Annotated in this window: 6 protein-coding genes and 1 pseudogene; 2 read left to right on the top strand and 5 right to left on the bottom strand. The window is 74.8% G+C overall.

Features of this window, described 5'->3' with window-relative positions; all coding sequences use genetic code 11:
• The first annotated feature begins 114 nt into the window (after nucleotides 1-114).
• Together WME83_RS26140 and WME83_RS26135 are read left to right on the top strand one after the other, a co-directional pair.
• Nucleotides 115-957, top strand: coding sequence for a hypothetical protein (locus tag WME83_RS26140; RefSeq protein WP_437312410.1), 843 nt, complete (start codon nucleotides 115-117; stop codon nucleotides 955-957).
• A gap of 8 nt (nucleotides 958-965) precedes the next feature.
• Nucleotides 966-1,711, top strand: a pseudogene (locus tag WME83_RS26135) (hypothetical protein); the annotation flags it as partial.
• A gap of 74 nt (nucleotides 1,712-1,785) precedes the next feature.
• Here the strand turns inward: WME83_RS26135 and mltG are convergent.
• The 5 genes from mltG to WME83_RS26110 form a co-directional block, all read right to left on the bottom strand.
• Entirely contained in the window at nucleotides 1,786-3,057 is a 1,272-nt protein-coding gene (mltG, locus tag WME83_RS26130) for an endolytic transglycosylase MltG (RefSeq protein ID WP_437312409.1), read from the bottom strand.
• Nucleotides 3,058-3,173: 116 nt separating this feature from the next.
• A complete protein-coding gene (locus WME83_RS26125) occupies nucleotides 3,174-4,736 on the bottom strand; it encodes a vWA domain-containing protein (protein WP_437312408.1) in 1,563 nt (520 codons plus the stop codon).
• Between the two features lie 94 nt (nucleotides 4,737-4,830).
• Nucleotides 4,831-7,284: an NAD(P)-binding domain-containing protein gene (locus tag WME83_RS26120; protein ID WP_437312407.1), complete on the bottom strand. Its 2,454-nt coding sequence runs from the start codon at nucleotides 7,282-7,284 to the stop codon at nucleotides 4,831-4,833.
• The gene (locus tag WME83_RS26115) at nucleotides 7,268-8,977 is read right to left on the bottom strand and encodes a DUF4215 domain-containing protein (RefSeq protein ID WP_437312406.1); all 1,710 of its coding nucleotides are present in this window, start codon (nucleotides 8,975-8,977) and stop codon (nucleotides 7,268-7,270) included. Before WME83_RS26115 ends, WME83_RS26120 begins: the two co-directional genes overlap by 17 nt.
• A complete protein-coding gene (locus tag WME83_RS26110; protein WP_437312405.1) occupies nucleotides 8,974-11,886 on the bottom strand; it encodes a vWA domain-containing protein in 2,913 nt (970 codons plus the stop codon). Before WME83_RS26110 ends, WME83_RS26115 begins: the two co-directional genes overlap by 4 nt.
• Nucleotides 11,887-12,032: the final 146 nt, after the last annotated feature.

Genomic DNA, 12,032 nt, shown 5'->3' with positions numbered 1-12,032 from the left:
AGCGTGGACCTGAGCACCGATATTTGGTGCAAGACGTCCTCCATGGACGAAGCGCTCGCGATGGTCCGCGCTCACTTCGGAGGAAGGAACAGCGCTCACGTATCGTCCGGCCTGATGCTGAGCGATTCTGAGCGCGTCATGGTGTTCAACGCCGCGTGCTACCCTGAAGAAAGCGAACGTCGTCGTCCCTTCGGCCCGCTCAGCATGGCGGCGGGTGAACGCAAGTGGGATTTCTACCCGTACGAGATCGCCGTGGGCAGCTACAGCCCGCGCTTCGTGGAGGCAGAGGCGGCGGTCGCCTACCACATGGTTCAGGACGACGTCGAGAACCTCCTGCTCCGCCTTTGCGCGCCGGACGCGAGCGGGCGCGTGCCGACCGGCGCCTGCACGGGCGAGGAGGACTGGCTCGCCCCGGTCGAGATGTGCGCGACCTACAACGCGAACGCCACGGAGCTCGCGCGCGATCTCGCCCTCTCGTGGGTGAGCCTCCATGACAAGGAGAGCGTCTCACGCATCGCGGGCATGTCGCTGGAGGCGCTCTGCGCGCGCGTCGACGCGGCGCCGCGCGGCGCGCGCGTGCCCATGAAGGGCACGCGCGAGCTCACGCGTTCGCTCTCGCGCGAGACCGTCCTCAAGGCGCTCGCCACGTCGCCGACGGAGCTCCTCGATGCGCTCGAGGCGGCGGCGGTGCCGGACGACGCGTGGCGCGCGGCCGAGCCGCAGGCGCGCGAGCTGATGGAGCTGCTCCGCCAGCTCGGGGAGGCCGCCGAGGGCAAGGGCCCACCCGCCTGGCGAGCAGACATCACGACGCGTGGGCACACCCGCTTCCTCGAAGAGCACGCCCCGTTCCACGTCCGCCGCCTCCCGAGCGGCGGCGTTGTGCTGGCGACCCACCCGTACCGCACGCTCTGGCCGCTCTGGGCCGACGCGCTCTTCGTCCTCGGCCTGATGTCCTGACGCAGGTCGTGCACGCTGTTCCTCCCCCGGATGTCGGAGGGGACGACGCACCCCTCCCTGAGCGCGCGGAGCGCGCGATTAGGGAGGGGCGGACCGCGCGCAGGCGCGGAGCGCCGAGCACGGGCCGGGGGTGGGCATCCACTCGCTCGGAGCTGTCCTCCGCCGTTTCAGAGCCGTCATGATCGACGACCAACACCGAGGGGTGGGACCCGGACGACCCGTGGAACGACGCGCTCGGGGAGAGCGAGGTGCCGTGGGTCGAGGTGCCGGCATCGCGGACGTGGACGGGGCGTTCGAGGAGGGGAGGGATCCGTATGCGGCGTACGCGGACGCGGTGATCGCGGCGCTGGAGGCCGACGTGAGCGGCGGGGTCGTGGTCGCGCGGGCCGACTTCGTGGCGAACGTGCGGGCGTGGCGAGAGAACAGCGTGGCGCTGGAGATCGCGCTGCGCGACCGGATGGGCGTGTCGCTTTCGGAGACGAACGCGTTCCTGAAGGCGCAGAACCGGATCACGGCGGTCGTGCGGCGGTTCATGGATGCGTCGGACTGGTTCGTGGACACGCCGGTGCCCGCGGACCTGCGCGCGGTGGTGGACACGGTGCTCAAGCCGCGGTTCGATGCGCTGGCGGACCAGATGAAGGACAGCCTGAACCAGTGGACAGGGGACGGGCTCGACCTGGAGCAGACGCAGCTCTACCAGACGATCAGCGCGTTCGCGGGGGCGATGTCGACGGTCGGCGAGGGGGTCGAGGCGGAGCGCCCGCAGCGCGCCCAGGTCGACCCGGCATGGCGCCGCGCTCCTGCGATGCGAGCGCCCCCACCCCCCGCCTACGGCGCCGTCGCCTCCCGCCGCTTCCTCACCGCGTCGTTGTGGTCGTCCAGGCTCTCGCTGAACCGGTGGCGCCCCCCGCCCGCCGCCACGAAGTACAGGTACTTCGTCGCCGCCGGCGCGAGCACGGCCGCGATCGACGGCCCCCCGGGGTTGGCGATCGGCCCCGGCGGCAACCCCGGGTGCGCGTAGGTGCTGTAGCGGTTCCTCGGATCCCGCACCACCGCGGGCGTCGGCTTGCCGCCCCACTCGGCGCACGACGGCGCCTCCTCGGGCCAGGCGACGCAGCCGTAGAGCGCCGTCGCGTCGGACTGGAGCCGCCGCGAGCGGAACGTCGGGTCGAGGAGCCGGTTCAGGAACACGCTCGCGATGAGCGGCCGCTCCTCCGCGACGACCGCCTCCTTCTCGATGATCGACGCGAGCGTCAGCACCTCGCGGCGACCCCAGCCGAGCGTCGCCTGCAGCGCGGCGAGCCCGTCCTTGCTCTCGGCCGCGAGCGCGCTCCAGCGCCGGTCGGCCTCGGCGACGAGGCGCTTCGCCACGTCGCGCGCGTCCGTGTCGAGCGGGAACTCGTACGTCGCCGGGAAGAGGTACCCCTCCGCGCTCTCCGCCCCCACCGCGCCGCCGCGCTCGATGCCGAGCGCGTCCAGGAACGCGCCGTCCGCGGTCGCGGCGAGGAACGTCTTCCTGCCGGCGACGCGCAGCTTCTCCAGCCGGGCCGCGATGTCGAAGCGGTTCCACCCCTCGGGGATCGTCACCTTCGCCGTGGGGCGCCCCTCCGCGCGCGTGAGCAGCTGCCGCAGCTCCCGCGGCGTCGCGCCCTCGAAGAGCAGGTGCGGGCCCGGCACGAACCCCTCGGTGCCGCCCGTCGCGCCGAGGTAGAGCGCCATCGCCCGCTCGCTCTCCACGAGCCCCTCGGCCGCGAGCAGCGAGGCCGCCTCGCCCGCGTCGAGCCCCTCCGGCCAGTTGATCTCCACGACGCGCCCCCGGTCCGGGGCCCGCGTGCGCCCGAAGCCGATCACCAGCGCGAGCAGCGCCGCGCCCGCCGCCGCGAGCGCGCCCGCGAGCCCGAGGAGCAGCGCCCGCCCGCGCCTCGGCCAGGGCCGCGCCGGGCGCCGCGCCGCCGGCGCGCGCTGCCCCGCGCCGCGGCCGCGCCGCGCGGGGGTCGTCTTCCGCGTCGACGACGGGGGCTCCCGCGGGGGCGAGCCCTGCGCGCCGTCGCCACCCGTCCGTCGGTTCCCCGGACGGCTCGCCCTAGGTCGAACGCCCACCGCCCGGAGTCAAAACCCGAAAGCCCGACCCGTGTCAACGCCCCGGCGGCGGCGCGCGGCTCGCCGCCGCGGGAGCGCGCGCCGGCGCACGAGCGCGCGCCGCCCCGGCCCGCGCGTCAGCGGGAGAGATCGAAGGCGTCCGCCTCGTTGCGGCGGACGGCGGCCTTGCCCTCGCGGGACTGCGCCGGCGGCGGCCGCGGCGCCGCCGCGGGCTGCGCGAACCCGCCCGGCTTCGCGGGGGCGGCCGGCGGCGGCGTCGCGAACGACGGCGGCGCGCCGAAGCTCGTGTCGGCCCGCTCCAGCGCCGCGATCTGGCTCTCGAAGTCGGACGCCACGTCCTTCGCGCGGGCCGCCGGCGCGCCGCGCTTCGCCTTGTCGGCCGCGCTCCGCAGCGACCGCTGCTGCGCGTCGAGCTTGCTGCGCGCCTCGTCGAGCCGCCCCTGCTCGAACAGGAAGTTGGCCTGCTTCAGCGTCGCCGCCGTCTCGCTGCGCTGCACGCGCCCGGCGACGAGCGCGTCGAGCTCGCTCGCGTCGGCGTCGCGGTCCGCGATCGCGACGCCGAGCTTGCCCTCGCACCGGGCGTCGGTCTTCGCGACGAGATCCCGGTACGTGAGGCCGACGTCGGCGATCGGGGACGCGCCGCGCCCGTCGTCGCCGAGGCCGCCGAGGCGCACCTTGAGCAGCACCGTCTTCACCTCCCCCGCCGCGAACGCGCCGAGCGGCACGATCACCTGGTCGCCGGCCCGCCGGAACGAGCGATCGAAGACCCGATCGAGCGTGACGCCGGGCGCGAGCGCGATCGCGAGCTCCGCGCCGTTCGCCACGGAGGCGGTGAGCTGCTCCGCCTCCGCCTCGAAGATGCGCGCGAGCGCGGCGTCGTTCTCGACGAAGTAGTGCCGGCCGTTCGAGTCGAGCGCGATCGCCGACAGGATCTTCTCGTTGTAGTCGACGTCGACCCCGATGGTCGTGATGCTCACGCCGCGATCGCGCGCCCGCTGCGCGATCGCGCGGAAGCCGGGGAGATCGCGCACGCCGTGGTTGGCGTCGCCGTCGCTGAGGACGAGCATCCGGCTCACCCCGCCGCCGGCCTGGGCGAGCAGCGACAGGCCCTCCTCGATGCCGCACGAGATGCAGGTGTCGCCGCCGAGCGAGATGCCGCGGACGCTCGCGAGGATGCGGCCGCGCGTGTCCGGCCCGACGGTCGTCGGCGGCACGACCACGGTGGTCCTCGTGTCGAAGGTGACCACCGACACGACGTCGCCGTCGTTCATGCGGCCCACGGCGGTCGTCGCCGCCTGGACGGCGTTGGTGAGGCGGGTGCCCTTCATCGAGCCGGAGCGATCGATGACCAGCGAGAGGTTCGCCTGCGCCTGCGCCCTCGCGGGCGCGTCGTCGCTGCGGACCTCGAACATCAGGAACGTCTCCTGCGCCGAGCGGGGGAGGCGGGCGTGGCCGACGCGCCCCTCCAGCATCAGCCTGGATCCGGTGGCGAAGCGGCTCGGATCGACCGCGGCCACGGCGCCGCCCGCCACCTCCGGGACCACGGGGGGCGGCTCGGCGGTCACCTCGGCGGCCTCCACGGCGGCGCCCGGACCCCCGGACGGGACGAGCGAGTAGACCGAGAGGCTCGTGAACATCATGCCGAGGGCGGAGAACAGGGCGACGTGGGTCGGCTTCATGGCTCCTCCAGAGAACGGCCTGCGCCCCTCGATCTTACGTCGGCTTCCGTCGGCTTCCGTCGGCCTCGTCGGCTTCCGTCGGCTTCCGTCGGGCTCACGGCGGAGGGCCCGCAGGCGTGGTCCCTTCGACGTCGCCGGGCGCCGAACGATCTGACGGCTCCACGGTCGGCCGGACACCGGCGGCGCGGAGGGCGCTCCAGGGCGGGATGCTCCCGATCAGGACGAGCACGGCGTCGCACGGGTGCACCTCTGCCCCCGACGGCGACGCGAGGGTCGCCACGAGCGCGCCGCGCGGATCCGCGGCCAGCGCGGCGACGTCGGTCTCGAACCGGAGCGAGAGGCGGGACGCGGCGAGAAGGCGGCGTATCTCCTCGACATTTCGCGCCTTTCCGCGCCGGAACCCGCCGCCGCGGTAGACGACGGTGACCTCGGTGGCCGGCTGGCGGGACAGCGCGATGGCGGCCTCCATGGCCACGTCGCCGAGCCCGACGATCAGCACCCGCTGACCCGCGAGGCTCCGCGCGTCGGCGAGGTGGTAGTACACCCGGCCCTCCACCTCGGCGGACAGCTCGAACGGAAGCCGGCGCGGCGAGCCGCGCTGGCCGAGGGCGAGCAGCACGCGCCGCGCCCGGCGCTCGGTGCGCGGACCGCCGTCGCGCGGCTCGGTGACGACGGCGAAGCCGGCCGGGGCCTCGGCGGCTGCGCCCGCGCCGCCGCCGCCGAGCCGCGCCACCGACACCATCCGGGTCTCCTGCACGATGGGGAGCCGCTCCTGCCGCACGATGCGGAGCCAGTGGGCGAGGAGCTCCTCCTTGGTCGACTCCTTCAGCCACAGCTTCCCGGTCACGGGCAGGTCGAGCGGCTGATCGAAGACCAGCTTGCCGCGCGGGAAGCTCTGGATGCTCTGCGCCACGCTGCCTTGCTCGATCACCTCGAACGAGAGGCCGAGCTCCTTGGCGCGCAGCGCGGCGCTGATCCCGGCGGGCCCCGCGCCGACGATGACCAGATCGAGCCCCGGGCCGCGGTCGCCGGCCCTCCGCAGGTCCTCGGCGATGCGCGCCGCCGCGAACGCGCCCTGGTGGATGGCGTTCTTGATGAGGGGGAGCCCGGTGACGTCGCCGGCGAGGTACAGGCCCGGCACGTCGAGGCTCCCGAGGTCGTCGCCGAGGCGCGGGCGGCCCTCGATCGGCGCGCCGCCCTCGATGGTGAGCGACCCGTTGGGGCAGCGCTGCTCGCACAGGGTGAGGCCGCAGCACGCCTCGGGGCGGGCCACGACCGCGACGTACCGCTCGACCGCGAGCACGTCGTACGGGCACGCGTCGACGCAGGCGTAGCAGCCGAGGCAGGTGGTCGTGTCGATCCGGGGCAGGCGCACGCGCGCCGCGGGGCGCAGCATCGCCTCGGCCGCCTCGGCGTCGCGCGAAGGCCGCCGCGAGCGCCGCGCGCGCAGCGCATGGCCGCCGCGGGCGCCCGCGAACGCGAGGCCGGCGGCGGCGAGGCCGGCGCCCATCCAGAGCAGCGCGCGCCCGTGCGGCAGCGCGCCCCCGGGGGCGGCGCCGGCCGCGCCCGTCACGACCGGCACGGCCGCGGCGGCGTCGCGCGCGGCCTCCCAGGCGAGGGCGCGGTCCTCGGTGTGCTGGCCGCGGCACACGCCGCCCCCTCCGCTGCGGCCGGCGCGGCCGGTCGCGGCGTCGTCGGGGAGGGCAGGGCGGTGCTCGTCGAAGCAGGCGATCGGCCGGGCGTCGCCGAGCGGCGCCTGCGCCTCGACCAGGCAGCGGGCGATCGGGTCGCGCGGCGCGCCGAGGTCGTGGCACGGCGCGCAGCTCCCGGCGGTGACGATCGCGACCGTGGCCGGCTGGCTCGGGCGGAAGGCCGCCCTCGGGAGCGCCACCTCGGCGCCCGGCGCGAAGCGCACCGGCGGCCCCGCGGGGTCGAACACGACGCCCTGGTCTCCGCGGTGGATGGGGTGGCACGTGGCGCAGCTCATCGCGCCGCTCGCGAGCAGCCGCCCGTGGCTCGCGCGGGTGGACCCGTGGTCGCCGTGGCACCCGGTGCAGGCCCGGTCCAGGCGCGCGCCCGCCGCGGGCCCCCGCGGCGCGGCTGCCGCGGCTCCCCGCGGCGCGGCTTCCGCAGCCCCCCGCGGCCCCGCGGTCGCCTCCTCGGCGTGGCACGACGCGCACGAAAGCTGCGCGCGCGCGTGGGGCAGCGAGAGCGGCCCCGGCGCCGCGTGCCCCCCGGGCGGCGGGAAGAGCAGCGCCGCCGCGCCGGTCGCGACGGCGCCCGCCAGCGCGGCCGGCAGCACGCCCCGGAAGCGGGTGACGTCGGACGTCGACTCGGCGCGGCGCGCGGCGCGGCCGCGCACGATCTCGCGCGGCTGGGCGGCGCGCTGGCGCGGATCGGACAGATCGGCGCGGTAGAGCGTCCTCGATGGGTCGGGCGACCGCGCCGCCTCCCCCGCTGCGCCGCCGGAGGGGGCCTCCCGCGCGGCGCCGCCGGACGGGGCCTCCGTCCGGCTCCCCCCGCCGGCCGGGCTAGAGGATCGTGACATTCAGTCGATAGAAGAAGGTCGCGTCGCGGACGAGGTCCGCGGCCCTGACCCGCACGTGATAGGTGCCCGCGGGCAGGTCGGTGACCGACGCGGAGGAGCAGTAGCCGGCCCCCGAGTCGTCGTCCGACGCGAGCACGTCGGCCCCGTCGTCGCCGAGGATCTCGAGGTAGCTGTCGAGCCGGTTCGTGGCGCACACCTCGGTGCCGTTGTCGCTGACGGTCGCGATCAAGGTCGAGCTCGGCCCGGGCACGTTCACGGCGACCACGTCGACGTCGCCTGCCGGCGAGATCTCGGCGAGCCACGGCGCGGCGTGGGCGTTGGCCTGCGCCGGCGCGTCGTTCGGCTCCGCCTCGTCGAGCTCGAAGCGGCAGGCGGCGCTGCACCCGTCGCCGGGCGTCGTGTTGCCGTCGTCGCACTGCTCGCCGGCGGTCGTGTCCCCGTCCCCGCAGACCTCGGGGACGAGCGTCACGAGGAGCCCGTAGGGAGACCGCTGCCCGGGGCCGACGCGCGCCGTGACGCGGACGTAGTAGTCGCCCGCCGGGAGCGCCGGCGCGACGGCGCGGGCGCAGAGGCCGACTCCCCCGAGGTCGCGCCGCACGATCAGCGCGTCGCTCTCGTCCAGGATTTCGACGATGGTGTCGAGCCGGCCTTCGAGGCAGTCGGAGCTCGTGATATCGCCGGTCTCCGCGACGAGCGCCGTGGGCCCGGTCGGCACGGTGACGCGCACCACGTCCACGTCGTCGGGCGGATCGATGGCGGCGAAGAACGGCTCCTCGTAGGGGTTGGCCGTGGCGATGGTGCCGTTCGGCTCGGCCTCGGTCGCCTCGATCCGGCATTCGTCGCTGCACCCGTCGTCCGGCTCGTCGTTGCCGTCGTCGCACTCCTCGCCCGGATCCTGGATGCGGTCGCCGCAGGCGGGCACGCGGCTCCTCACGGCGAGCTCGAACGCGCCCGCCTGGTCCGCGATCGCGCTCGTGACGATCACGTGGAACGCGTCGCCCTCGCTGACGGGGATGGTGAGGCGGTTCTCGATGCCCGCACCGGCGCTGGCGGCGCCGCACGCGAGCTGCGTCCCGGCGCCGTCGCAGTCGCCGCGCAGCACCGCCAGGAGCGCGGCGTCGGTCTCCGGGGTCAGCACCACGTCGAGGAACCCGGTGGTGGTCGCGGTGAACGTGTAGGCGACGCCCGGGGCCCCCGCCGCGCACCCGCCCTCGACCGCCGCGTGGCCGCTCGTGTCGCCGGTGACGAGCGCGGGATCCGAGAGCGCCACCGGGGCGGCGCACAGGTCCGCGCACGCCGCCTCGCACTCCGGATCGCCGCAGTCGGCGCTGCCGTCGCCGTCGTTGTCGCGGCCGTCCTGGCACGCCTCCACGCCCGTGCAGCCCGACGTGTCGGCGGTGCACTCGGGGCTGCACCGGAGCTCGCCGCCGTCGAAGCCGAGGCTCTCGCACGTGGCGCTCCGGAGATCGGCCCCGTCGCACGCCTCGTCCAGCGCGGCGACGCCGTCGCCGCAGGCGCCGCCGCCTTCGCCGCCGCGGCCCCCGTCGCCCCCGCCGCTGCTGCCCGCGCCGCCGCCGGCCCCGGCGCCGCCGGAGGGAGACTGAGGCCTCGGCCGGTTGTCGTCGTCTGCGCCGCACGCCCCGGCGACGGCCGCGGCGGAGAGCAGGGCGATCGCCGCGATGCGGCGGCTCATTCGGAATCCGGACATGAATACGTGATCTCCCAGTCCTGCACCTGAACACCGCCGCCGCCCGTGCTCGTCGGGTTGAGCCTCATCTGGATCTCGAGGTACTCGCTCCGGGCGTCCGGCAGCTCTTGCAGCACGTCGAAGAGGTTGATCGCGCACGGCGGCGTCGAGTCCTCATCGCAGATCCGGGTGTCGGTGGGCACCGCGTGGGCGGTGGCGGCGAGCCGCACCGTGGCCCCGTCGAGGTCGTCGGGTTCGTCGGCCGCGCGCACGAAGAACTCGACGCTCGAGTCGCCCGGCGTCGCCGTCCTGTACCGGAGGAACCCCCACTGGGTCTTGGTCCCTGGCGGGCAGACGCCGTGGTAGCGCTCCCAGTTCGTGGTCATGGGCGTGAGGCTCGTGGTCGCGCACGGGACGGTCGCGCGGACCTTCCCCGGGTTGGCGCGGAGCGCGGTGCACGTCTGCGGGCAGAGCTTGACGCTCGTGTTCGTCGCGTCCGCGAAGTACCAGCCCTGGCCGCAGCTGGCGAGGTCGGCCCGGGGCGTGAGCACGGTCTCGGTGCCGGCGCTGTTCACGTGGACGACCGACACCGAGGAGGGATCCGACGCGCCGGCGAGGGGGACCGTCACGTCGCAGGGGAGCGCCTGGCCGCGGATCGACACGAGCGCGTCGCGGAGGGTCGTCGCCAGCCCCGCGCCGGCGGTGAGGTTGAACGCCCGCCCGCCGCCTCGCATCGCGATGAGGTTGATGATCTCCGCGTTCGAGTTGCCGAAGCCCACCGCGTGCACGCGGACGCCGTAGTTGTCGTAAGCATTGCGCGCCAGCTCGGCGATTTGGTTCGGGACGGTGTTGCAGTCCGACGGGATGCCGTCGGTCACGAGCACGACCGCGACCTCCTCCTCGGGGTGGGCGTTCTTGTAGTTGATCGCCCAGCTCGTGGCGCCGTCCAGCGCCGGGTACATGGGCGTATCGCCGCCAGTGCCGGGGCTGTTCGTGACGAGCGCGTTGTAGAGCGCGAGCTCCTGCTGATCCGTGGGCCAGGGATCCGCGGTCAGCCTCCGGGCCGTCGAGCCATCGAAGGGGACGATCGGCACGTCGCAGTCCCTCACGGCGTCGGGCGGGCAGGCGCCGGCGATGTCGTCGCACGGGCCGGGGTTGTCGTGCGGCCAGAACCGGAGCGCGACGCCGAGCCCCGCCGACGCCGGATCCTCGAAGAACGCCCTGAGGGCGGCGCGCGCCGGGTTCCATCGGGAGGCGCTCACGTTGCTTCCCCCGGAGAGCACCATCGACTCGGACCGATCGAGCGCCACGAACAGGGTGGCCGGCCTGATCATCGAGACGCTGGCCGTGGCGATGCAGCCTGGCGATTCGCACATGGCCGACTGATAGATGCTCCCGTTGTTGCCGCACTGGCACTCGGCGACCTGCCCCGGGCCCGGCGGGTTGACGATGAGCTCCATGCCGTCGGCGACGCCCGTGCAGCCGGCCACGCTGATGCACTCGCCGGGGGCGATCGGCTGCGCGGTCGTGCAGGCGAGGGTCCCGCCGGTCGGGCTGCAGGAGTTCAGGACGCGACCCGGGGCCGAGGAGGGGAGCTGGCCCGCGCCCGCGGGATAGCGGTGAATCGCGATGCCCGCGGGCGCCGGCATGGTGCCGCGGTTGCAGACCGGGATCGTCCCGCCGCAGGGCACGCCGACCGTGAGATCCGCGCCGGTGCACGCGGGGTTCGTCTGGTTCGGCAGGTAGGATTTGCAGAGGCCCTGTTGCACGCCTGGATCGGCGCCGCACGCGGCCCCGCACTCCTGCTCGGCCAGGGCGACGCACGTCGCGTCCCACGAGTTGGTCGGCGTGGTGCACGTCTTGGGGGCGCACCGGGTCGAGACGAGGCTCCTGCACAAGGGGCCCCAGTTCGGCACGCACGCGCCGTCGGTGAGCACGCTCGGCGGGGGGCAGATATTTGTGTTAGGCCGATCGCACCTGCCGCCGAGGATCAAGACGCTGCCCGTTCCGAAGAGCGCCGCGCAATCCGCCGAGCTCGTGGGGTGGATCTCGCAGCAGAGCGGGTCGGTCGCGCAGATGCTCTGGATGCACGGGTCGCCGCAGGTCGTGGTCATGTTGGTCGCGGTGCCGGTCTGGCAGGCGTCATGTCCACAGTCGGCCGGTATCGTCGGCTGGATGCAGCAGCTCGGCCGAGCGTCGCAGACCTTCGCGATGCAGCCGCTGCAGGTCGTCAGGAGGGGGCCGCCGGTGTCGCAGGGGCTGTGGGCGCACGCGCTCTGCGCGGGGTGCTCGCAGTACTGGTCGAACTGGCAATCCTCGCTGGTCGTGCAGGGCTGATGCGTGCCCTGCCGCGCCACGGGCTCGGGCAGCTCGTTGATGTCCCCGACCGACCACGTGTACGTGATGCCGGTCCCCGAGAGGTCGATGGGCCCCCCGTCCGGCGTCTCCTCGAACGACTGGCACGACGGGTCGCACGGGTTCGTCGCGCAGAGACCCCCGTCCGAAGCCTCGGAGTTGGCGAGCGGGCGCGGATACCCGCTCTCGCCGCTCCCGCCGGGCGAAGGCCCGAACGGCGACCTCCGCATCGTCATCGTCCCCTCGCAGCTGCCGTAGCGCCCGTCCTGGCACCGGCGTACGCCGTCCATGCAGGTCAGCACGCCCGCGTTCTCGCCGACGGTGATGTGACACTCCACCTCTTCGCCATCGACGCACGGGTCGCCCGCCTCCGCCCCCGCGTCGGGCCGGCCCGTCCCGCCCTGCGGCCCCGGAGGGCCGCTGTCGTCTCCGCTGCACGCCCCGGCGATCACCGCCGCCGCCGAAAACAACGTGACGAGCAGCAGCGCTCTCGGCGCCCACGCCTCGGCGGAGCCTGATCGGGAGAGCGCTCGCATCCACTTGGTCGAGGGACCAGCCATCAGCTTCTCTACCTTCTACTGGGGTGGTGTCAGGAAAATTGTACCTGGGCGCTGAAGGCAAAGTCCAGGCCTCTCGCCCGCGCGCCGTCCGCCGCGCGAAACGCGGTCGCCGCGCGCGGGCGCGCGCCTCGCCGCGCGGCGGGCGG

Origin of the sequence: Sorangium sp. So ce385 (assembly GCF_051474135.1) — a bacterium.
GTDB lineage: Bacteria > Myxococcota_A > Polyangia > Polyangiales > Polyangiaceae > Sorangium > Sorangium cellulosum_D.
This window is presented reverse-complemented; position numbering and strand designations above follow the sequence as displayed.

Coding starts and splice junctions, on each gene's coding strand:
- WME83_RS26140 (WP_437312410.1), top strand. CDS start 115: ATGCTGAGCGATTCTGAGCGCGTCATGGTGTTCAACGCCGCGTGCTAC.
- WME83_RS26125 (WP_437312408.1), bottom strand. CDS start 4,736: ATGAAGCCGACCCACGTCGCCCTGTTCTCCGCCCTCGGCATGATGTTC.
- WME83_RS26120 (WP_437312407.1), bottom strand. CDS start 7,284: ATGTCACGATCCTCTAGCCCGGCCGGCGGGGGGAGCCGGACGGAGGCC.
- WME83_RS26115 (WP_437312406.1), bottom strand. CDS start 8,977: ATGAGCCGCCGCATCGCGGCGATCGCCCTGCTCTCCGCCGCGGCCGTC.
- WME83_RS26110 (WP_437312405.1), bottom strand. CDS start 11,886: ATGGCTGGTCCCTCGACCAAGTGGATGCGAGCGCTCTCCCGATCAGGC.